Consider the following 22,314-nt stretch of genomic DNA (forward strand, 5'->3'; position numbering starts at 1 on the left):
TCGCCGGTCATGACAGACCCGCCAGGTCGGTCCTGGTCCGGCCGAACACCGGGATGTTGGCGCGGGTGACCTCCCAGAAGCCGCGCTTGGGACCACCGCCGCCGCCGCGACCGCTGCCGCGCGCGTAGTACCGCTCGACGTAGAACTGGCCGATCGACAGCAGCGTGGTGAGGATGACGTACCAGACGGTGGCCACCAGCAGCAGCGGCATGATGAGGAAGTTCTGGTTGTAGATCAACTGGGCCGAATACAGCAGGTCCTGGACGGCGATGACGCTCACGATGGAGGTCGCCTTCAGCATGCCGATCAGCAGGTTGCCGGAGGCGGGGATGATCGCGGGCATGGCCTGCGGGAGCACGATCTTGCGGAAGATCCGGCCGTTGCCGAGGCCGAGCGCCTGCGCGGCCTCGCTCTGTCCCGGGTCGACGGACAGGATGCCGCCCCTGACGATCTCGGAGGAGAAGGCGGCCACGTCGAGGGTGAGGCCGACGTAGGCGGCGAGGATGCCGCTGAACAGGTGGGCGGTCTTGACGGTGACGAATTCGTGGCCGAAGGGGATGCCGAGCGATATCCGCGGGTACAGCGAGGCGAGTTCGTACCAGAAGAGGAGTTGCACCAGCGGCGGCACGGAGCGCAGCAGCCAGACGTAGCCGAAGCTCAGGGCGCGCAGGACGGGGTTGCGGGACAGGCGCATCGCGGCGATGCCGATGCCGAGGAGGTAGCCGCTGGCCATGACGGCGCCCGTCAGCCACAGCGTGAGTTCCAGGCCGTGCAGGATCGATCCGCGCAGGAAGTAGTCGCCGACGGTGCCCCATTGGAACCGCTTGTTGGTCAGCAGGGTGTGCACCAGCATGGCGAACAGCACCAACAGGACCAGCGCGGAGACCCATTGGCCCGGCCTGCGCAGTGGTACGAGCCTGGCGGCGAGCAGTTCGTCGTCCGTGGGGCGGCGGTCGAGGGCGCGCGGCGCGCGGGTCTTCCCCGGTTCGGCCGGTGGTGGGGGGTCTTCGGGCACAGCGCGTAGGCGCTGGAAGGTGTCCTGGTGCTCCATGGTCGGTGCTTCCCGTCTGGATGTGCGGTCGCGGCAGCGCGCGTACGGCGTCAACGGCCTCGTGCGGCGGGCGGGTTGACGTCGGGGAACGGCGGCGGGGAGGGCGAGCGCGCGGGGGTGTGCGGGGGTGTGCGGGCGCGCGTCGGCGAACGGCTACGCGCCGCCGTGCGGGAAGCGGGGTCGACGTCCCGACGGGACGTGCGGACCTGCGGGCTCCTGGACGGTCAGCGGGCCGGGAGGGTTTCCGGACACAGGGCGCTGCTCACGCGCAGCAGGTCGACGTGGCGCCTGGCCACGTGGAGTTGGAAGGACCCGCCGGGGCGGGGTGTGCCGCCACTGTCGTGTGCGCCGCGCATGCCCGTCCCCTCACTCGCGTCGGTCCTGCCGGAAAACAGCAATCACGGTAACCGGCCCGTGCCGTGGGGACAATGCCCGCGCGAGTGACGGAGATCGCACGCGGGACACGCATGAAGCGCCGTCCCGTACGGCCGACCCGGCGTTATCCGGCGTCCGGCGCCCCGAACGTCCGCAGTCCGGCGTCGATGAGGTTCGCGGCACGGTGCACGTCGACGGTGACCGCGTCCCGCACCTGGCCGGGCGTGCGGGTCCCGTCGAGGTGGCGGCCGAGGCTGCGGAACTGCACGGGCCACAGCCCGAGCAGTGCGGTGGCCGTGATCTGCGGCTCCGGGTCGCCGGGCTCCGCGCCGGTCCTGCGGGCGAGCAGTCCTGCGGTGACGGCGACGAGTTCGTCGCGGATCTCCCGTTGCTGGGCGCGCAGCGAGGGGGTCGAGTGGATGAGCGCGCCGAAGCGACGGAAGTCCGCGGCGGCGCCGGCCCGGTCGTCCTGGGCGGCGAGCCAGGAGGTGACGCTCGCCAACTCGTCGGCCAGGACCCGCAGCGCCGCCGCGACCGGTGAGAAGCCGGGCGCGGGGTCGGAGAGCGCCACTTCCAGCGAGGCCGCGGTCGCCTGCGGCAGGTCCAGGATCAGCGATTCCTTGGTCGGGAAGTAGTTGAAGACCGTCTTCTCCGACACCCCGCACGCCTCGGCGATCTCGGCGACCCGTACGGCGTCGAAGCCGCGCTCCACGAACATCCGCGTCGCCGCGTCGGAAAGCTGCTGCCGCATCAGGCGCTTCTTGCGCTCGCGCAGCCCCTCACCCTCGGGCTCCCCCGCGGCGGGCGCGCGCAGCACCGTCCAGTTCACCGTGCCCCTGCTCATGTGCACAGCATAGTGCGGGAGCATAATTTATTCTGCTACTGTAAATTTACAGTGACGGTAACTAAGGGGAGGCGCATCACCATGCAGACCTGGCAACTGGTCAACATCCTTCTGTCGGCCGCGGTCTCGGGGATGTTCTGGGGTCCCTGGCTCGCCCTCACCCGGTCCATGCCGCGCTTCGAGCCGGACTTCATGCTGCCGCTCGTGCGGAGGCTGAGCCGGAACATGGCCCAGGTGATGACCGTGCTCATGCCCGCGGCGCTGCTGTCCGCGGTTCCCGTCCTGGTGCTGTCCTACGACGGGCACCGCCGCACGTTCTTCCTCACATTGGCGGCACTCGCGCTGTTCGTCGTCGCCCTGGTGGTGACGGCAGCCGTCGAGGTCCCGATCGTCACGCGCATCGGGAGCTGGACGGTCGACACCCTTCCCGACGACTGGCAGGAGCTCCGGGACCGCTGGGGCCGCTTCCACCTCGTACGCATAGGCGCGTCGGTGACCGGGGTCGCTCTCCTACTGGTCGCCGCGGTCTACTGAGCGCTCGTTCTCGGTACGGCACGCCGATTCTGGCCGAGCGCCGCCGGTCGAGTGTCGAGGTCTTCGCCCGGCTCATCGACCGGCTGCCCCCCGACGAGGCGGCGGCGCTGGCCGCCGCCGTCCCCGCGCTCGAACACCTCCGCGCCCTGGACGACGCGCAGCGCGAGCCCGGCCCCGCCTGACCGGCGTCAGCGGCGTCAGCGGCGTCAGCGGCGTCAGCGGCGTCAGCGGCGGTGGAGCGTCTGCACCGCCTCGATCAGCACCTTCGGGTCGTGGCCGCCCTTGTGGACCGGCGGGGGCTGCCGCTCGAGACCGAGCAGTCCCGCCACGGCGGTCCACGCGGTGCGCACCGAGTACTCCACGGTGAAGACGACGTCGTCGGGCACTTCCGCGTACTGCCCGATGAAGGCCAGGTTGGTGGAGCCCTCGGGGACGACCTGGGGGCGGTCGCCCGCGGAGCGGACCAGGAACTGGCTGGTGATGTACGGCATCATCGCCGGGATCACGATCGAGTCGTCCAGGATGCGCGGGCGCTCGGCGAACCGCAGGTGCTGAAGGACCTCGTCCAGGATCTCGCGGCCGGTGCACCGCGCCATCGGCTTGCCGACGAAGTCGCCCTCCCGGTCGGGGAAGAGCGCGTAACCCCACCAGACGTACGTGTCCTCGGGCTGCTCACGGAAGTGCGGCTGGTGGTTGAGGACGATGGTCAGCAGCCACGTGGAGTCCTTGAACGTGATCAGGCCGCCCTTGCCCGCCTCGCTGCCGCTGAACTCCTCCATCAGCTCGAAGAAGAGCGGGTCCTTGGTCGTGACCGTGAACGACTCCCAGGTGGAGTCCTTGACGGAGGAGTCGAACACCTTCGGGTCGCCGAGCCCGCGGCGCTTGGCGGCCAGCGTCTCCCACAGCGCCCAGGACCCGGCGGTGCTCGTGGTGTCCAGGACGGGCACGGTGTCGGTGCCGCCGAGGGTGGAGTTCGCGGTCATCGAACCGTTGGTGACCATCACCAGGTCGTCGGGGCCGACCGCCGTCTCCTCGGTCGCGCCGCCGCGCACCCAGGTGATGGCCTCCACGGTGAGCTCGTCGCCCGGCGCGAGCCGCAGATCGGTGACGCGGGTGCCCAACTGCACGACGACGCCCTGGTCGGCGAGCCACTTCATCAGCGGGCGCACGATCGAGTCGAACTGGTTGAACCGCGTGCGGTAGATCCCCGACATGCTGTCGAAGGTCTTGAACAGGTGCACGAAGCGGTTCAGATAGCGGCGGAACTCGATCGCGCTGTGCCAGGGCTCGAAGGCGAAGGTGGTGCACCACATCGCCCAGAAGTTGGTGTGGAAGAACTCCTCGTGGAAGCAGTCCGCGATGCGCTTGCCGTCCAGCAGCTTCTCCGGGGTCGCCACGCACGCCACCAACTCCAGCCGGTCGCGCTCGGAGAAGGTCATCGAGTGCGCGTCGATCACCTTCCCTTCCGCGTCCACCAGCCGGGCGTGGTCGTTCCAGGCGAAGTCCTCGTGGAAGGCGAAGGTGTCCTCGGTGACGGATTTGGTGGGGTCGTCGAGGGAGGGGACGGAGGACAGCAGGTCATAGGTGCAGTCGAAGTGCACCTCGAACATCCGACCGCCGCGCATGGTGTAGCCGCTCTCGGGCGTGCCCGCCGCGTCCAGGCTGCCGCCCTCGCGGTCCTGCTCCTCCAGGATCACGATGTCGGAGCCCGTGAATCCGCCCTCGCGGATCAGGAACGCCGCCGCCGAGAGCGACGCGATTCCGCTTCCCACCAGATATGCCTTGGCCACAGCCACTCCTCGATCGGTGTCGTTCGGTACGTCGGAACGTTCGGTGCGTCGGTGTCGGTCGGTACGTCGGAGCAGGTACGTCGGTGTCGGCCGGTACGTCGGAGCAGGTACGCCGCGCACGTCACGGCCTCAGAGGCGGGCCCCGGTCAGGTGGGCGTAGACGACGACATTGCCCAGGTACTGCTGCCGCTTCTTGTCGAATCCGCCGCCGCAGGTGATCAGGCGCAGCTCCGGCCGGGAGGCGGGGCCGTAGACCTTGTTGTTCGGGAAGTCCTTGGCCGCGTAGACCTCGATGGCGTCGATCGTGAACAGGGCGGTACGGCCGTCCTGGCGGTCCACCTCGACGGCGGCGCCCTTCTTGAGGGCGCCGAGGTTGTAGAAGACGGCGGAGCCCTGCCGGGTGTCGACGTGACCGGCGAGGATCGCGGTGCCGACGGCTCCGGGCGCCGTACCGCCCCGGTACCAGCCCGCCAGATTCCGGTTGTCGTCCGGCGGCGCGTCGAGGTGGCCGTCCTGTCGCAGGTCGAGGCCGGTCACCGGGGCGTCGAGGCGGATGGAGGGAATCCGGACCTCGGTCGGCACCGAGGGCGGCAGCACCGTGATCGCCGGGACGCCGGGCCGCGTCGGCGCGGGGCTCGGCGTGTCGTCCTGCGCCGCGAACGCCTGGGCTGCGCCCGGCTGCGGCGGGGGCGTCTGCGACTGGGCGCCGTTGCTGATCAGGGTGATCCCGACGGACACCGCGACCGTCGTCAGCACGGTCAGCGCGATACGGCGGAGCAGGCCGCTGCCTGCGGGGGCGTTGTGGTCCACGGGGTCTGCCTATCTGACGTCACGTAGGGGGGAGGCGGCTCGGGCTGCCGAAAGACGCGGCCTGCGGGGGGACGCGGCCAATCGGATGACGCGGCGAGAAGGCGCCGGGGCGCGGCCCCGCACCGCGCGGTACGACCACGGGGTACGGGGCACGGGTGCGACGGCGACGGGCCGGCGAGGCCGTGACGGCCGGTGACCAGGACCGCGTCAGGGCTGCGTCAGGGCTGCGCGCCCCGCGTCGGCGACCTCGCGTCGGACCTTCGTCAAACCTGGCCACCGGCGCGGCGGCGGCGCAGTACGAGGGTGCCCGCGCCGACGACACCGAGCAGACCGGCGCCGAGCGCGATCTCGGTGGTGTTGCCGCCCTCGCTCGTGCTGCCGATGCCGGTGTGCACGGTGCCGGACGGGACCTTGGCGTCCGGGCAGACGCGCGAGGCGTCGGAGGCCGTGACGTTGACCTGGTTCTCCAGCGCGGAGAGGTTGTCCTGCTCGGCGGTGCCGGGGTGACCGCCCGCCGCGACCTGCTTCTTGTAGTCCGCCAGCGCGGCGTCGTAGTCGGCCTGCGCCTTGTCGGCGGCGGCCACCGCCTTGGTGCACTCGGCCGTGGTCTGCGGCAGCGCGGCGGCGGCGTGAGCGGCCGGAGCGGCCAGCGCGATGCTCGCACCGAGAACGGCGGTGCCCAGAAGCGTGTTGATCGAACGCATGAGTGATCCTCCAGCGAGTCCGGACGCGGATGCCGGTGCACCGCAACGGGGGAAATCCGTGCTCGCGCTTCCGAGGCAACCCGGCGGCCGGGCACCGCGCCTGCTGACAACACGTCACTTCTGGCGGCATCCGGCAGCGTGTCGCGCTCGACATGCGGCAATTCCACAGGTCAGCGTGGTATCACGGCTCCGCCCGACGCTCCGTCACTCGGATCGCCGAATGGGTGAGTCCGCGCGGGCACGCGTCCGGCCTCGTATCCAGGCGGCATCCGACCCCGTACCCGACCCCGTACCCGGCCGTGAGCCCGGCCTCCGCTCCCGGCGCATGCGACCGCCGGTCAGATCCAGCCGCGCCGGGTCGCGACCGCCCCGGCCTGGAAGCGGTTGGTGACCCCGAGACGTCCGTCCAGGCCGCTCATCCGGCGGCGCATCGTACGGATGGACCAGCCGAGCTGACGGGCGATGGCCTCGTCCTTCAGGCCGCCGACCAGCAGCGACAGCATCAGCCGGTCCTCCCCGGCCGGCGGGTCCTCGGCCGGGGCGTTCAGCGGGGCGGCCCGCTGCCAGCACAGCTGCCAGTAGTCGGCTGCCAGCGGCTGGACTCCGTCGGCGGCTGGACCACCGCCGACGGCGGCGGGCACTAGAAGGGGCTGCGCAAGGACGACGTCTACCGCGCCGTCGTGGCCGATCCGAACCGGCGCGGCCGGATCTGGCGCGGCGGCTACGGCGGCGTCTTCTGCTCCGACGACTTCGGCGTCACGCTCACCAAGGCGGCGGGCGTCGAGGCGAGGAAGGCGTCGCGCAGGGCCGCGAGGCGGTCCCGCGGCAGCCCGGCGGGGGCGAAGAAGGCGTGGCCAAGGTCCAGCACGGCGCTCAGCGCGTGCAGGGCGTCCAGCCGCGGGCCGGGGAGCGGGGTTCAACGTGTCGGCGATGTGGCGGCACCTGGAGGCGCGGGCGCTACGGGAGGGACCCGCCGCTCCCCCGTTGGCGCCGGTTCCGCAACGCCGACAGCCGCGCCTCCGCGCAGGGCGGGGCACGGCTGTCGGTCCGTCAAGTCACCGCTACAGAAGTGGCGTTCAGGACACGGAGTCCCGTTCGCGATCCGTCGTGAAGTCGGCGTGCAGCCTGCGGGTGTGGTCCACCGTGCGGGCCGGGCCGGTCAGGGCGCAGACGACGGTGAGCCGCAGATCGGTGGAGGAGGCGCCGAGCCGCAGCTCCAACTCCCCCGGTTCCACGACGCGTCGGCCGTCGCGGCCGGTGAACGCGGCCAGGTCGGCGGGCACGGTGACCTCGACGCGGGCCGACTCGCCGGGCGCGAGGGCGACCCGGTGGTAGCCGACCAGTCGCTGCACGGGCTGCACGACCGAGGCGACCGGGTCGTGGAGGTAGAGCTGGACGACCTCGGTGCCGTCCCGACGACCGGTGTTGCGCACGGTGAAGGCGAGCGCGATCTCCCCGTCCGTCCCGGTGTGCAGGCGCGGCACGTCCAGGTCCGTCCACTGGAATCGGGTGTACGTCAGCCCGTGACCGAAGGCGAAGGCCGCGGTGGGGTCGATGCTGGAGACCTCGCTGGCCTTGCCGAGCCGCGCCGCCAGATACGTGGACGGCTGGACGCCGGGGCGGCGCGGGACGCTGACGGGCAGTCGGCCGGAGGGCTCGACCCGGCCGCTGAGGATTCCGGCGACAGCGGCGGTGCCCTCCTCGCCGGGGAAGAAGGACTGCACGACGGCGGCGGCCTCGGTGGCGGCGCGGCCGAGCGCGTAGGGCCGCCCGGCCAGCAGGGTGACGATCAACGGGGTGCCGGTGCCCGCGAGCGTGTCCAGCAGGGTGTCGAGGAGCTGCTGCTGCACGCCGGGCAGCGTCAGCGACTCCGCGTCGCAGCCCTCGCCGCTGGTGCCGCGTCCGAACAGGCCCGCCCGGTCGCCGAGGGCGAGGACGACGGCGTCCGCGCCGCGTGCCACCCGGACCGCCTCGGCGAAGCCGTCGGTGTCCGCGCCGTCGATGCTCGCGCCGAGCGCCGAGACGATCCGCGCGCCGGGGAATTCGGCGACCAACGCCTCGCGCAGGGTGGGCAGTTCGATGCCGAGCGGGGTGTCGGGGTGCTGTCCGCCGACGTGTACGGGGAAGGCGTAGCAGCCCAGCACGGCGGTGGGGGTGTGGGCGTTGGGGCCGATGACGGCGATGGTCGCGGGGCGGTCCAGCGGCAGGGTGTCGCCGTCGTTGCGCAGCAGGACGACGCTCTGCTCGGCGACCTGCCGGGCGATGGCGCGGTTGGCGGGCGGGTCGAGGTCGACCCGGCCGCGCAGCGCCTCGGTGTCGATCCCGGCGTCGGTGAGGTCGGCCGTGCCGTGGACGGAGGCTGTGCCGTCGGCGGAGGCTGTGCCGTCGGCGGAGGCCGCGCCAAGGCCCTTGAGGGCGGCGGGAGTCGGGTCCCAGTCGGCGTCGAGGAGTCCGAGCTGTGCCTTCTGGATCAGCACCCGGCGTACCGCGCGGTCGACGAGGGCTTCGGGCACCTTCCCGTCGGCGACGGCCTTGAGCAGGGGTTCGCCGTACGCCTTCACGGTGGGCAGTTCGACGTCCACGCCGGCCGCGAGGGCGGCGCCCGCCGCTTCGCCGAGGGTGCCCGCCACGCCGTGCAGCGTCTGGAGGAAGGCGATGCCGAAGTAGTCGGCGACCACGGTGCCGGTGAACCCCCAGGTGTCCCGCAGGAGTTCGGTCAGCAGGTGTTCGTCGGCGGCGGAGGGGACGCCGTCGGTGTCGGTGTAGGCGTGCATGACCGAGCGCACCCCGCTCTCCCGGATCGCCATCTCGAACGGCGGCAGGATCACGTCGGCGCGCTCTCGTACGCCCATGCCGACCGGGGCGAGATTGCGGCCCGCGGTGGAGGCGGAGTAGCCCGCGAAGTGCTTGAGGGTGGCGACGACTCCGGCGGACTCCAAACCCTGGACGTAGGCGGTGCCGAGGGTTCCGACGAGGTACGGGTCCTCTCCGATCGTCTCCTCGACGCGGCCCCAGCGGGCGTCGCGCACCACGTCGAGGACCGGGGCCAGGCCCTGGTGCACGCCGACCGAGCGCATGTCGTCGCCGATGGCGCGAGCCATGCGGCGGATCAGCGCGCGGTCGAAGGTGGCGCCCCAGGCCAGCGGCACGGGGTAGGCGGTGGCGCCCCAGGCGGCGAAACCGGCCAGGCACTCCTCGTGGGCGAGCGCGGGGATGCCGAAGCGGTTGGCCCCGGCGATGGCGCGCTGGGTGCGCAGCAGCGACAGCGCGCCGAGCGCGGGGTCGACCGGCGCGGTCCCGAACGACCGGGTGAGCTGCCCGAGTCCTTGCGGCAGCAGCGCCTCCAGGTCGACCGGTGCTTCCATCTCGTGCTGGAACGGGGCGACTTCGCCGCCGTCGTCGGACGCTCCGACCCAGACGCCGACGAGTTGCGCGGCCTTCTCCCGCAAGGTCATCGCGGAGATCAGCGCGTCGGCCCGCAGTTCGGGGGCCAGGTCGGGGTCGCGCCAGGGTTCGGTGACGGGTTCTGTCTCTTCGACCACGGTGTCGGTCACTTTCCTCCGACGCCCATGAGGCCCTGGACCAGGGCGCGCCGGGCGAACAGGTAGACGATGAAGATGGGCAGCATCGACAGCACCACCGCGGCCAGCAGGCCGGGGACGTCGATGCCGTGCTCTGTCTGGAAGTTGTAGAGGCCGAGGGTGATGACCTTGGACGAGTCGGACTGCGTCAGGACCAGCGGGAACAGGAAGCCGTTCCAGGACTGGAGCGCGGAGAAGACCACGATGGTGGACAGGCCGCCCTTGGACAGCGGCAGCACGAGCTGGAAGAAGACCCGCCAGGGCGCGGCGCCGTCCATCGCCATGGCCTCGTAGAGGTCGGGGGTGATGTCGCGCATGACGCCGGACAGGATCAGCGCGCACACCGGCATGGAGAACGCGGCGGTCGGCAGGATGACGCCGATGAGGTTGTCGTAGAGACCGGCCTTGGTGATGACGTAGAACATCGGCACGATCACGGCCTGCGCGGGGATGGCCAGGCCCAGCAGGAAGACCCGGAAGACGCCGGTGGTGAGGCGCCCTCGGCCGCGGACGATCGCGTACGCCAGCGGCGGCACGAGCAGCAGCACGATGGCGACGACGGCAAGGGTGACCAGCACCGTGTTGAGGAAGTACTGGCCGAAGCCGTTGTGGAAGTCCTGCGTGTAGTTCTTCAGCGTGAAGTGCCGGGGGAAGCCCAGCGGGCCGCTCTTGAAGTAGTCGCTGCGGCTCTGGAGGGTCGCGGCGAGCATCACGTACAGCGGCAGGCCCACGAGGAAGAGCCAGACCAGGGAGCCGAGCCCGGCCAGGTAGTTGGGGCGGTGGCGGTTGGTTCGGCGTGTCATCACAGGCCCTCCGCCGAGCTGCGCATCTTGTCGTATCCGGAGACCTTGACGACGATCAGCGAGACGATCGTGGCGATCACGACGAGGACCAGGGCGATGGCGGAACCGCCGCCGAAGTCGAAGCTCTTGAACGCCTTTTGGTACATGTAGTAGGCGCTGATGGTGGTGTCGGTGCCGGGGCCGCCCTGGGTGAGGATCAGCACGGTGTCGAAGGTGGTGAGGCCGCCGACGACCATCAGGATCATCGAGGTGATCATGGTGTTGCGCAGTTGCGGCAGGGTGATGTGCCAGAACTGCCGGATGGTTCCCGCGCCGTCGATGGCCGCCGCCTGGTAGAGCACGGGCGGGACGGCGCGCGCGGCGCCCTGGTAGATCAGGGTGTGGAACGGGGTGTACTGCCAGGCGCCGACGAAGACGAGCACGCCGATGGCGCCGGACCGCATGCCGAGCAGATTTCCGTCCCCGAAGAGCCATCTGGCCTGTGCGGGCACACCGAAGTTGGGGTCGAGCATCGCCCGCCACAGGACCGAGATCGCGGTGGCCGACAGCAGCAGCGGGATGAAGTAGACCGCCGAGAGGATCGCGCGGTTGCGCTGGTGGCCCGCGGCCCAGACGCCGAGCAGCAGGCTCAACGGTGTCTGGATCACGACGCCGAGCACCGTGATCAGCGCGCTGAGCCACAGGCTCTGGATCATGGTGTGGTCGTGGATCAGCGCCTTCCAGTTGGCCACGCCCACCCACTGGGGTGAGCCGAGTCCGTCCCAGCTCGTGAAGGACAGCACGGCGACCAGCAGCAGCGGAACGACGGCGAAGCAGACGAAGAACAAGGTGGCGGGAACCGCCCAGGCCAGACCTGGGCGGGTCACCGCGGAGCCGGAGCGGCGGCTCATCCCGGCCCGGTGGGCCGTGCCGCTCCGTGCCGCAGGGGGCGATGTGGTGATCATGTGGAGGGTTCCCTGGTCAGGACGACGGCAGGGCCTGCATGGCCTTGATGAACCCGTCGGCGTCGAGCTTGCCGTCGAAGAACTGCTGGACCGCCGTGTGCATCGCGGTGCTCGCCGACTGCGGGTACGCCTGGTCCCAGGAGAGCTGGAAGGACTTCGCGTCCTTGACCAGGTTGTACTGGTACTTGGAGTAGGCGGGATCGGCCGAGGTGTCGAGGAACTTCTCGGTGTTCCTCGTCGTCGGCAGATTGCCGATGCCGAGCTGTGCCTGCACGAATTCGTCGCTGTACTGGAGCTTGAGGAATTCGGCTATCGCGTCCGGGTACTTGGTCTTCTTCAGCACCGAGTAGAAGTTGTTGGTGTTGCCCACCACGTCGGTCGGGTCGCCGACGCCGCCGGTCACGGTCGGGAAGGTGCTGAAGCCGAGGTCGTTCTTGGCGAAGTCGGCGTTGGCGTCCTGCTGGGTGGAGTAGTACCAGGAGCCCATCAGCTCGAACCCGGCCTTGCCGGTGGCGACCAGGGCCGCGGAGCCGTTGTCGGTGAACTTCACCGAGTCGTAGTTGGTGCCGAAGGCACCGGCGTCGACCAGCTCCTTGAGCATCGACAGCGCCTTCTTGCTGTCGGCGCTGGCCCAGGCGCTCTTGTCGCCCGCGAGCGCCTTCTCGAACAGGCCGGGGCCCGCGACGCGGTCGTAGACGTACTCGTACCACATCAGGGTCGGCCACTGGTCGCCGCCGCCGAGCGCGATCGGGGTGATGTGCTTGGACTTCAGGACCTTGACCGCGTTGAGCAGGTCGTCCCACGTCTTGGGCTCGGTCAGGCCCGCGTCGGCCAGCACCTTCTTGTTGTTGAAGAGCAGGACGGGCTGGGTGCCGCGCATCGGGATGCCGTAGGGCTTGCCGTCCACCTTGGCGCTGTCGAACACCGACGTCAGGAAGTTGTTCTTGAGCCCCGGGTCCTTGGCGATCATCTCGTCAAGCGGCAGCAGAAGCCCCTTCTTGACGAAGGGGGCGATGCTGCCTCCGCCCCAGTTGAAGAAGACGTCGGGCGCCTGCTTGGTGCTGATGAGCGTCTGCAGCTTCTGCTGGTAGTCCGCGCCGGGGATGGTGTCGAGGACCGCCTTGACCTTGGACGTCTTGTTGAACGTCGCGACGATCTGCTTCTCGACCTTGTTGGTCGCGTCCCCGTAGACCAGCACGTGGAACGAGCCGGCGCCGCCCGAGTCGCCGCCGCTGCTGCCGCCACAGGCGGCCAGGGACATTCCGAGCACGAGCGCCACGCCGCCGGCCAGGGCTCTGGCGGTCGCGGCGCGGGAGAGCAATGCGCGCTTCTTCATCGGTCCAGCCTTTCGAAAGATTCGGCATCATCGCCGAAATTTGCTGCGCGCTGTGACGGTAAAGTGCGCCCGGAGAGAGGGTCAAGGCTCGTGCCACGGGTTACCAAAGCGTGACCCAACACCCGTTCGGACCACCGAACTGACGCGGTGTCGGCTTCGACAGTTTCGAGAAAGAGGTCGGAACACGGGACGAGACCGGCGAGCGGGGCCGACGGCGGGCCGGACGCGGGGGCGGCTCTGCCGCACCGTTTCAATGACGTTTCAATTCAGCGCCGCGACAATGCGAAGCCTTGGCCGAAGGATGTATTGACCCCCAGTTCAATCGCGCCATAGGTTCAGCGGCGCCGAATTGAATCGTTCTTAGTGGTGCGGGCTGCGGGACGCGGCTCGTGGAACACCTGGAGCCCTCTTGTCCTCTGCGCATCCCCTCCGTGGCACGCTCTCCCGACGGTCGGTCCGCATCGCGCAGGCCGTCGCCGTCGTCGGCGCGCTCACCGCGACCATGGCCCTGTCGGGGCCGGCCTCCGCCAACTCCCCCCACTCCGCCTCCTGGCGGAAGTACGTACGGGCACCGTCGAGCCGCGAGGTGCGGCCGGTCGCCGTGACGGCCACCACCGGCGACGTCGCCCACCCTCAGGGCGTCCTCGGCAAGGGCACCGCCACCCTCAACAGGCCCGCCCCCAAGCCCGAGCCGACGTGGCCGGCCGACACCACGGCCACCGCCTCCTCGTACCACGACGGCAACAACGGCAACGACGGCAAGCCCCGTACCTACGTGCCAGGCAACGCGGTCGACGGCGACACCGACACGTTCTGGAACGACGCGAACGCGGCCACGTATCCCGCCTGGCTGGAGATCACCAGCCCGACCCCGGTCACGCTCCCCGGCATCACGGTGCTGTCCAACAGCGACGGCGTCCCGCAGGACTTCACCGTCGAGACCTGGGACGGCTCTGCCTGGACCACCCGCGCCACCGTCACCGGCAACTCCGACGTGCGGCGCGCAGTCGCCTTCTCCTCGTCCGTGACCACCGCGCGGGTGCGGATCACCGTGACCAAGGACCAGTCCTCGGGCAAGGGCGAGTACACCAGGATCAACGAGGTGTGGCCGGGGCTGGTCGCCGCCGAGCCGGTGCCCAGCGTCACGCTCGACTTCGGCAAGGTCGTCTCCGGCTACCCCCGGATCAGCTTCGCGGGCGCCTCGGACAACAGCCCCGGCGTGCGGGTGGCCTTCTCCGAGACGCTCGACTACCTCACCGACCGCTCCGACTACACGCGCTCCGACGTCTCCGGCGGCCCCGGCACCGATCAGTACGCGGTCCCCCGGCAGGGCGGGATCTGGACCGACCACAAGAGCTGCCTGAGCGGTACGAAGGTGTGCGCCGACGGTCTGCACGGCTTCCGCTACATGAGGATCAGCCTGGACGCGCTCCCCTCCGACGCGCCGCTCGCGCAGCCGTCGGGCACCGTGCGGATCGACGGTGTCTCGCTCGACTTCACCCCGTTCCTCGGCACCCCGGACTCCTACACCGGCTGGTTCGAGTCCTCGGACGCCGAGCTGAACCAGTACTGGTACGACGCCTCGTACACCAACGAACTGGTCACCGACACCTTCCGGTCGGAAGACGTCGACCCGCGCAACGCCGACAGCCCGACGCTGGACGGCAAGCTCGTGCTGCACGACGGCGCCAAGCGCGACCGCGACCCGTACGTGGGCGATGTCGCGGTCTCCGGCCGCACCACGTACCTGACCCATGACGCGGCGGTCGCCGCCAAGAACGTGCTGGCCGACCTCGCCGACCACCAGCGCGGCGACGGCTGGATACCGCCCGCCTCGATCAACAACTACACGCTCCCGCTCTTCGACTACCCGCTGTGGTGGGTGACCAGTAGCTGGGACTACGTGCTGTACACCGGCGACACGGCCTACGCCCGCGACTACTACGCCAACCTCGTCAAGACGCTGGACAGTTGGTACCCGAGTGTCACCGACGCCAACGGCCTGCTGTCCAAGGGCCTGAACGGCACCGACGGTTACGGCGACTACGCCTTCCTGCCCCGCAGCGGCGAGGTCACCTACTACAACACCCTCTACGTCCAGGCGCTCAAGGACGCGGCGGCGCTGGCGACGTCACTGGGCCACGGCGCGGACGCCGACCGCTGGCAGAAGCGCGCCGCCACCGTGAGCACGGCGATCAACACCCGTCTGTGGGACAGCGCGGCGGGCGCCTATCTCGACTCGGCGACAGGCCCGGTACGGCACGGGCAGGACGGCAACGGCCTGGCCGTGGTCGCCGGGGTCGCCGACCCGACGCGCGCCGCCTCGGCGCTCGACCACCTGTCCCGGACCACCGCCCAGCCGTACGGCAACGCCTTCATGGACAACAACACCCTGGTCCCGGACGGCTCCCAGCGGGTCTACGCCTTCACCTCGTACCCCGAGATCCAGGCCCGCTTCCTGGCGGGCAAGGCCGACTCCGCCATCGACGAGATCAAGCGGCTGTACGGCTGGATGGCTGGTCACGGGCCCGGCATCACCGACTGGGAGGGCATCGGCCCGGGCGGTTCGATGTACGAGGGCGGCTTCACCTCGGCGGCGCACGGCTGGTCGACCGGGGTGGTCCCGGCACTGACCAACGACCTGCTCGGCGCGACGCCCGTCACTCCCGGCTTCGCCACCTGGAGCGTCGCACCGCACCCGGGCTCCGTCACCTGGGCACGCGGTCAACTTCCCACACCGCACGGTCCGTTGATCGTCGACTGGAAGCGCGGCGGCGGTGACCGGCAGTTCACGCTCGACCTGACGGCGCCCAAGGGGACGTCCGGTGTCGTCGACCTGCCCGCGACGGGCACGCGCGTCACCGTCAAGGTCGACGGCCGGGTCGCCTGGGACGGCTCGGGGGCGCACGCCTTCCAGGCCACGCTCCAGGACGGCCGGGTGACGCTGCGCGGCATCCCGGCGGGCAGCCACACGATCACGGTGACCGGCAAGGCGTCCTGAACCGTCCGCCGCACACGCCCTCTCCCGGACCCGGCGCCTCGGCCGGGCCGGGAGAGGCCGGTCTCAGGAACGGGCCGGGAGAGGCCGGTCTCAGGAGCGGTCCGTGGATTCCGGGAGAGCCGTGGAATCCGGGACATCCGTGGAATCGACGTAGTGGACGGTCGGCCGGGGGTGCATCAGGAAGTCGTGGTGCGAGATGTTCCAGGCGTACGCCCCGGCGAGCGCGAACAGCACCCGGTCGCCCGCGCGGAGTCCCGCCGCCGGGACCCGCCGGGCGAGCACGTCCTTGGGCGTGCACAACTGGCCCGCCAGCGTGACCAGTTCGCCGTCGGCCGCCGAGCGCGGCCACGGGTGTGGCCAGTCGTCGACCGGCAGCAGCGCGCAGGGCTGGTCGTGGCCCTTGGCCGCCGGGGTCCGCAGATGGTGGGTGCCGCCGCGCAGCACCGCGAACTCCTCGCCGTGGCTGGGCTTCACGTCCAGCACGTCGGTGGCGTACCAGCCGCAGTACGCCGTCAGGGCGCGGCCCGGTTCGATGCGCAGCAGCGGTCCGGGGTGGGCGTCGAGCAGCCGGGCGAGCCCCTCGCCGTACGCGGCCCAGTCGAAGCGGTCCGCCGGGCGGGTGTAGTCGACGGCCATGCCGCCGCCGACGTTGACCTCCCGGAGCGGGACGCCGTGCCGCGCCGTGAGGTCACTCGCCCAGGCGACCACGGCCTCGGCGACGGCGAGCAATCGCGGCGCCGGGAGGCCGCTGGCCAAATGGGCGTGCACACCGAACAGTTCGAGGTGCGGATGGCTGCCGTCGGTGAGCGCGCGGACGGCCGCGTCGGCCTGCGCCGGATCGAGGCCGAAGGGCGAGGGTCCGCCGCCCATGGCCAGCACTCCCGTCGCCAACTCCCCCGGTGCGACAGCGAGGTTGAAGCGCAGCAGCACGCCGACGCGGGTCCCGCGCGCGGCCACGAGATGCGCGAGCACGCGCAGTTCGTACGCGCTTTCCACGTGGAAGCGGTCCACGCCGAGGTCGAGCGCGGCCGTGATCTCGGCGGGGGTCTTCCCCGGTCCGCCGAAGGCCAGCGGGCGGCCCGGCACCGCCGCCGCCACATGGGCGGCCTCGCCGCCGGACGAGACCTCGTAGCCGGTCACGTACGGGCCGAGCGCCGCCAGGATCTCCGGCTCCGGGTTGGCCTTCGCCGCGTAGTACAGCTCCGCCCGCTCGGGCAGCGCCGCCCGCACGGCCGCCGCGTGCGCGCGCAGCGCCGCCAGGTCGTAGAGGTAGGAGGGCAGTTGGGCGGTCGGAAGGGCGAGAGCCGTGGTCCGTACGGAGTCGGGGACGGCGACAGGTGCGGGTGCGGGTGCGGTCATGACTGCGTCCTCGCGTCGTCGGGATCGCGGTCGGCGCCGCGCACGGGGTGTCCGGGTCCGCCGTCCGGTGCCGGAAGGGCGTGCCCGGCGAGCGGTGCCGGCAGGACGTCCTCGGCGAGGGGTGACGGCAGGCGTACGTATCCCGCGAACCGGTCGGCCGCGCGTTCCCAGCGGGTGAGGAGATTGGCCTTGGCGGGCAGCGGCGCTCCGGCGAGCAGGGCGTCGAGCCGGGGGTGATGGCCGTGCTCGTCCGCGTGGTCGCGGATGGCGCGGCGGACCTCGGCCCACAGGGCGGGTTCGGTGTCCGGGTGGAGGTCGGCGAGGGCGGCCAGCATCTCGGCGACGTGGTTGACCAGCAGGCAGTAGACCACCCGGTCCCAGCCCCGGTCGGCGTCGTAGCGCAGGGGCTCCGCGACCTCGGGCGGCAGCGCGGCGAGCGCGTCGGCGCAGGGGCTCGAGAGCAGTTCGGGGACCAGTTTGGTGCCCTCCAGGTCGCGGAAGAGCACCTGGACGGGGTCGCCGTCGGTGTCGACGCAGACCAGCACGTTCTGGAGGTGGGGTTCGAGCACCACGCCGTGGTCGAAGTAGGCGGCAAGCACCGGGGGTACGAGCAGCCGCAGGTAGGCGCGCCACCAGCGCAGGGCCGCCGCCGGGCCGCCGTCCGCGACCAGCCGGGAGATGTGCCCCGGTCCTGTCGGGTACTCGTCGGCGACGGCGGCGGCCAGCAGCGCGGTGCCGCCGGGCCCGAGCCTCCGGTCGAGCCCTTCCCTGACGATCACGCCGAAGCCTTCGAGCAGCGACTGGTCGGGGCGGCCGTCGCGGCCGGGCAGGGCCAGGCTGCGGTAGGCGGGCTCGCGCAGGACGTCGGCGCCGGGGAAGCGGGCGGCGAGGTCGGCGAAGGCGGGCCGCAGCATCCGGGTCAGGGCGACGGCCCCGGCCAGTTCGTAACTGGCGTTCTTGCGCAGGCAGTTGGTGATCCGCACATTGAGGCTGAATTTGAGGAAGGTGTCGCCGTCGTAGAGGGTGCGGACGGAGGCGGTGGCGGCGAAACGGGTCCTGCCGGGGCCCAGGTCCAGCACGTCGCGGCGGTCCAGGGCGGCGCGCAGCGCGGGGTGGCGGCGCAGCAGGTCGTACTGCCAGGGGTGGGCGGGCAGCAGCCGGTAGCCCGTGGGCACGGCCGCGAGCCGGTCCAGCGGGTCGGTGGCGCCGGGCTCGGCGCACTCCTGGACGGTCAGATCCTCGCGCACGGCGAGCAGCCGCAGCGGGAAGGACGCCGAGGTCTCCGGTGCGTAGGCGGCCCATGAACCGGGGTCGCCGCCACGGGACTTGGGGGCCGGGTGGAAGCGGTGGCCGTAGACGAGCGACTGTTCGGAGGCGAGGTATCCGGCGAGCGGGAGACCGGCCGCGACGGGGCGCGGGGCGCGCAGCGCGGTGGCGACTCCGTGGTGGCTGGACTCCACCTGGTCGAGGAATTCGTCGTTGGGCACGCCGGTGAGCGAGGTCAGCTCGGCGTGGGTGTGTTCGGCCAGCCGTCGCCAGTCGATCTCGGTCCAGTCGTCGTGGCCGGTCTGTTCCGTGACCGGTCCCGCGAAGCGGTGCGCGCCGAGCAGTGAGGTGCGGCGCAGCGCGACCCGCAGCCGTACTCCGGTGCGGGGCAGCCGTACCAGCAGGCGGCCGTCGATGACGGCGGTCTGGTGCTCGGGCCCCGACACCTCGCGGAGCAGGCAGTTCAGCAGGGTGTGGGCCACGGCCCGGTCCGCGTCGGGCAGTCCCGCGTGCCGGGCGCAGTCGGCGGGTCCGGTGATGGTGGGCAGCGTCATCAACGGCTCCGCAGAAGGTAGTTGGGTCCGGTGGTGTAGTGCTTGTTGATGTCGGTGGCTCCTGAGCGGTCCTTGGTGAGCAGCGTGCCCGCGCTCACCATCGCTTTGACGGGCAGGCGCGGTGCGTCGAGCACACGCGCGCGCAGGGTCTCGCCCGCTTCGCCCGGCCCGGTGCCGAGCCGCCGCGCGGCCCGGTCGAGCAGGTCGCGTACGCGGTCGAGCAGGTCTTCCAGCGGGGCGCGGCCGAGCCGCGCGAGGGCGAACGCGTAGGCGCCCGCGCACAGATGGACGGTGATGGTGGTGAACAGGTCGGCCACCGGGCCGTCGTCGTCGACCAGGATGCGCGGGTCGTCGAAGGCGGCGCGCTCCGGCGCGTCGGGGCCGAGGGCCGCGCGCAGCCGCACGCGGTTGACGCGCAGGCCGTCGTCGTCCTTGAGGAGCAGGCGCAGCCGGGTGCGGCCTTCGGGGTCGTCCAGCAGCAGCGAGATGTTCTGCTGGTGGGACTCCAGGGCGATGCCGTATCCGAAGAGCGTGGTCTGCCAGTCGAGGAGCAGGGTGAGGACCGCGTCGAGCAGGGCGAGCGGGTCACCGCCGTAGTAGCGGTCGGCGAGGTGGTCGATGACCGGCCGGCCGTCGGGGGCCTCGGCGAGCAGCGCGGCCATGGGCAGGACGGCGCAGCCGTCGAGGCCGGGCGGGTGGCGGCGGACGAGCACGGCGAGGAGTTCGTGGCCCGCGTGCGCGAACCGGGTCTCGTCGGCGTGCAGCACGCTGTCGCGGAAGCGCGGTTCGCGCGCGGTCACCGCCTCCAGCAGCCGCTGCCCGGCCGCGCCGTCGATCAGGCTGCCCGGTTTGATCGTGCGCCGGTTGAGCAGCCCCAACGTCGAGGTGGCCAGGGGCAGTTTGAGGTGGGTGCCGGGGTCGGCGAGGACCGCGACGGTGCGGGTCGAAAGTGTGGGCGCCACGTCCAAGTAGGTGCGGTCGGCCAGTACGGACCTGCCGTCGAGGCCGGTGGCGCGCAGCGCGTCCCGCAGCGGGCCGTCCGCCGTGAGGGGGTGGACGGGGAAAGCGACATGGGTGCCGTCCAGCTCCTGCGGCAGGCCGAGGGTGAGGGCGGACGGCCGCAGATCGCCGAGGCCGAGGCCGTCGGGTGCCCGATCGCCGTCCGCGCCCTGCACGGTGACGGCCTCCCTGGGCAGGGCGAGCCAGCGCAGGGCGAAGCGTGGCGCGAATTCGGGCGCGTGGGCGAGCAGTTGATGTTCCGTCAGTCCGCTGCGGGCGGCGGAGGTCGGGTGCACCGGGTGGCCGTGCCGGGCGGCCAGGGTGTCGTACGCGAGGGCGCCGGTGAGTCCGGTCCACCCGGCGGGGTCGCCGCCGTGGCGTGCGGTGAGCCGGGCAACGGTGTCGGCGCGGGTCGCGGTCCGCAGCCGCAGGGCGGTCAGCGCGTCCCGGTACTCGTCCGCGAAGGCGGTGAAGCCCGCGCGGTCCTCGGGCGCCGCGAGAGTGCGCAGCGCCGCCAGGACGTCCTCGCCGGTCGTCAACTCCCGCCCGCCGGGCTCCTGGAGCAGCAGCGGAAGCCGGGCGGCGTACTCGCTCTGGAAGCCGTCCGCCGTGACCGGCAGCAGGAGCGCCGACTCCTCCCCTGCCGGGTCGGTCACGGGCAGCGGCAGCGGCAGCGCGTCCGCATCGGCCTCGGGGACCGGCAGTCGCAGCGCGGCTGACCCCCGGCCCGATTCCGCCTCGGCCCTCTGATGCCGCAGCGCTGCCGCCCCGCCGTCCGAGCCGGCCTCGGGGACCGGCAGTCGCAGCCAGTCGCCGTCTGGGCGGCGGACAAGGGCGCTGCCGGTGCGCAGGCGCACGACGTCCTCGCGCAGCAGCGTGCTCAACACGTCGAGCAGCAGGGCGCGTTCTTCGTCTCCGGCGGCCCGGCCGGTCACCGTCACGGGGTGATCTCCCAGCGGTGCTCGGCGAGGAAGCCGGTGACGGCCCGCTCCACGGCGTCCTCGTCGGGTCCGATGGCCCGGACGACGCCCAGCAGGTCGCGGTTGGTGCGGTGCAGCGGATGCCGTTCGCCGACCGCCCGCAACGGCCGGTAGGTCAGGCGCACGCCGTCGGCCGTCAGGTCGGCCGGGCCGGGGGCGGCGGTGAGGGTGCCCGCCTGCCGCGCGTAGGGGTAGTCGAGCCGGGCGGCGCGGCCGGTCGCGGTGCGCAGGTCGGCCGGGAGGGGTTCGCCCAGATGGGTGCGGAGGATGTGTTCGAAGAGCGGCAGGTCGAGCAGTTCGGCCAGCAGCAGGTCGCACTGGTCGCCGATGGCGCGGTAGTTGACCTCGATCAGGCGCGCGCGCCCTTCGTGCAGCACGAATTCGGTGTGGCAGGCGCCGAATCCGACACCGAGGGCGTCGAGTTGGGCGAGGACCTGGTCGACGACGGGCGCGGGGTGCGCGGGGACGAAGGTCAGCCGCTCCTCGATGAAGTACGGCGGCGGGGACAGCGTGGTGCGGAAGCCGCCCAGCACATGGCGGGTCGTACCGTCGCCGAGGGTTTCCAGGGTGAGCAGTTCGCCGGGCAGGAACTCCTCCACGACCAGTGCGGCGCCCGGCCGGTCGGCCTGGATCCGCCGGACGCGGCGCTCCAGGTCCGCCGGGTCCTCGGCGCGTACGACGTCCTCGCTCGCCACGCCCTCGCGCGGTTTGACGACGCAGGGGTACGGCACGTCGAGTCCGGCGAGGCAGGCCGCCGGGTCCTGGCCCGCGGGCACCTGCGCCGACCACACCGTGTCGACGCCCGAGGCGGCCAGGACCCGGCGCGTCTCGGCCTTGTCCTTGGTGCGCAGCGCGGCCTGCCAGCTCTTGGCGGGCAGGCCGAAGTAGTCGGCGGCCAGGGCGGCTTGGACCTGGAGGTGGTCGCTGTTGGTGAAGACGGCGTCCGGCGGCCGATAGGCGGAGACGCGGGTGATGACGGCGCGGAAGTCGCGTACGTCGCACTCCAGGACGCCGACCGCCGGATCGTCGCCGTACGCGGCCCGGTGCGCGGCGGGCTGGTCGGTGAGGACCGTGACGTCCAGGCCGAGGCGGCGGGCGGCCGGGAGGAATCCCTCGGTGACCGAGTCGGTCGGGTTCAGAGCCAGCACATAGAGCCGCATGGGGGTCCACTTCCGGGCGCGCAGTCATTCGGGCCGACGGTCGTGGGACGACCGATGACCAGGGGCGCGACGAGCCTAGGTTAGGCATGCCTAACTCTGTCAATTCGCCCCGGCGCGGCGCCGGTTGACGGCCGTGGGCACCGGCGCGTCGGTGCGATTCTCATGCTGTCCGCTGATCCGATCATGTCCACCGACCGGCGCGCGCGACACCGATTTCCGCCGT

18 protein-coding genes are annotated in these 22,314 nt (G+C 71.7%); 2 read left to right on the plus strand and 16 right to left on the minus strand.

Annotated features, from left to right (window positions below; translation table 11 throughout):
* Positions 1–7: 7 nt before the first annotated feature.
* From ACIO6U_RS25115 to ACIO6U_RS25125, 3 genes are all read right to left on the minus strand, one after another.
* Positions 8–1,051 carry an amino acid ABC transporter permease gene (locus ACIO6U_RS25115; RefSeq protein ID WP_355345709.1) on the minus strand — a complete coding sequence of 348 codons (1,044 nt, stop codon included), beginning with the start codon at positions 1,049–1,051 and terminating at the stop codon, positions 8–10.
* Positions 1,052–1,275: 224 nt separating this feature from the next.
* Positions 1,276–1,407 (minus strand): putative leader peptide, encoded by a 132-nt coding sequence (locus tag ACIO6U_RS25120; protein ID WP_355345712.1) that lies wholly within the window; start codon positions 1,405–1,407, stop codon positions 1,276–1,278.
* Positions 1,408–1,550: 143 nt separating this feature from the next.
* Entirely contained in the window at positions 1,551–2,270 is a 720-nt protein-coding gene (locus tag ACIO6U_RS25125; protein ID WP_355345715.1) for a TetR family transcriptional regulator, read from the minus strand.
* A gap of 81 nt (positions 2,271–2,351) precedes the next feature.
* Between ACIO6U_RS25125 and ACIO6U_RS25130 the strand changes: the two genes are divergently transcribed.
* A complete protein-coding gene (locus tag ACIO6U_RS25130; protein WP_401722444.1) occupies positions 2,352–2,804 on the plus strand; it encodes an anthrone oxygenase family protein in 453 nt (150 codons plus the stop codon).
* A gap of 224 nt (positions 2,805–3,028) precedes the next feature.
* Here ACIO6U_RS25130 and ACIO6U_RS25135 read toward each other — a convergent pair whose 3' ends face one another.
* From ACIO6U_RS25135 to ACIO6U_RS25175, 9 genes are all read right to left on the minus strand, one after another.
* On the minus strand, positions 3,029–4,600 hold the full coding sequence (locus ACIO6U_RS25135) for an oleate hydratase (protein ID WP_401722447.1): 1,572 nt from the start codon (positions 4,598–4,600) through the stop codon (positions 3,029–3,031).
* Positions 4,601–4,723: 123 nt separating this feature from the next.
* The gene (locus tag ACIO6U_RS25140; protein ID WP_355345724.1) at positions 4,724–5,404 is read right to left on the minus strand and encodes a class F sortase; all 681 of its coding nucleotides are present in this window, start codon (positions 5,402–5,404) and stop codon (positions 4,724–4,726) included.
* A 263-nt stretch (positions 5,405–5,667) separates the two neighbouring features.
* Entirely contained in the window at positions 5,668–6,108 is a 441-nt protein-coding gene (locus ACIO6U_RS25145) for a hypothetical protein (RefSeq protein ID WP_188279498.1), read from the minus strand.
* 338 nt (positions 6,109–6,446) lie between these two features.
* Positions 6,447–6,749: a hypothetical protein gene (locus ACIO6U_RS25150; protein ID WP_401722451.1), complete on the minus strand. Its 303-nt coding sequence runs from the start codon at positions 6,747–6,749 to the stop codon at positions 6,447–6,449.
* Positions 6,750–6,829: 80 nt separating this feature from the next.
* Complete coding sequence (locus ACIO6U_RS25155; protein WP_401722454.1) at positions 6,830–6,976, minus strand: hypothetical protein; 147 nt, start codon at positions 6,974–6,976, stop codon at positions 6,830–6,832.
* 208 nt (positions 6,977–7,184) lie between these two features.
* A complete protein-coding gene (locus tag ACIO6U_RS25160) occupies positions 7,185–9,662 on the minus strand; it encodes a beta-glucosidase (RefSeq protein ID WP_401722457.1) in 2,478 nt (825 codons plus the stop codon).
* Positions 9,659–10,492 (minus strand): ABC transporter permease subunit, encoded by an 834-nt coding sequence (locus tag ACIO6U_RS25165; RefSeq protein WP_391045476.1) that lies wholly within the window; start codon positions 10,490–10,492, stop codon positions 9,659–9,661. Before ACIO6U_RS25165 ends, ACIO6U_RS25160 begins: the two co-directional genes overlap by 4 nt.
* Positions 10,492–11,433 (minus strand): carbohydrate ABC transporter permease, encoded by a 942-nt coding sequence (locus ACIO6U_RS25170; RefSeq protein WP_401722747.1) that lies wholly within the window; start codon positions 11,431–11,433, stop codon positions 10,492–10,494. Before ACIO6U_RS25170 ends, ACIO6U_RS25165 begins: the two co-directional genes overlap by 1 nt.
* Positions 11,434–11,452: 19 nt before the next feature.
* Complete coding sequence (locus tag ACIO6U_RS25175) at positions 11,453–12,772, minus strand: extracellular solute-binding protein (protein WP_355345733.1); 1,320 nt, start codon at positions 12,770–12,772, stop codon at positions 11,453–11,455.
* A 409-nt stretch (positions 12,773–13,181) separates the two neighbouring features.
* Between ACIO6U_RS25175 and ACIO6U_RS25180 the strand changes: the two genes are divergently transcribed.
* Positions 13,182–15,773, plus strand: coding sequence for an alpha-L-rhamnosidase C-terminal domain-containing protein (locus ACIO6U_RS25180; RefSeq protein ID WP_401722460.1), 2,592 nt, complete (start codon positions 13,182–13,184; stop codon positions 15,771–15,773).
* A 90-nt stretch (positions 15,774–15,863) separates the two neighbouring features.
* On the opposite strand, the gene ACIO6U_RS25185 is transcribed toward ACIO6U_RS25180, so the two are convergent.
* The 4 genes from ACIO6U_RS25185 to ACIO6U_RS25200 are packed head-to-tail and all read right to left on the minus strand — an operon-like array spanning position 15,864 to position 22,091.
* Entirely contained in the window at positions 15,864–17,132 is a 1,269-nt protein-coding gene (locus ACIO6U_RS25185) for a type III PLP-dependent enzyme (protein ID WP_401722463.1), read from the minus strand.
* The gene (locus ACIO6U_RS25190) at positions 17,129–18,952 is read right to left on the minus strand and encodes an IucA/IucC family protein (protein ID WP_401722466.1); all 1,824 of its coding nucleotides are present in this window, start codon (positions 18,950–18,952) and stop codon (positions 17,129–17,131) included. Before ACIO6U_RS25190 ends, ACIO6U_RS25185 begins: the two co-directional genes overlap by 4 nt.
* Positions 18,952–20,892 (minus strand): IucA/IucC family protein, encoded by a 1,941-nt coding sequence (locus ACIO6U_RS25195; RefSeq protein WP_401722468.1) that lies wholly within the window; start codon positions 20,890–20,892, stop codon positions 18,952–18,954. Before ACIO6U_RS25195 ends, ACIO6U_RS25190 begins: the two co-directional genes overlap by 1 nt.
* A complete protein-coding gene (locus tag ACIO6U_RS25200; protein ID WP_401722471.1) occupies positions 20,889–22,091 on the minus strand; it encodes an acetyl-CoA carboxylase biotin carboxylase subunit family protein in 1,203 nt (400 codons plus the stop codon). Before ACIO6U_RS25200 ends, ACIO6U_RS25195 begins: the two co-directional genes overlap by 4 nt.
* Positions 22,092–22,314 lie beyond the last annotated feature (223 nt).

The organism is Streptomyces sp. NPDC087422 (assembly GCF_044744145.1).
Classification (GTDB): Bacteria; Actinomycetota; Actinomycetes; order Streptomycetales; family Streptomycetaceae; genus Actinacidiphila.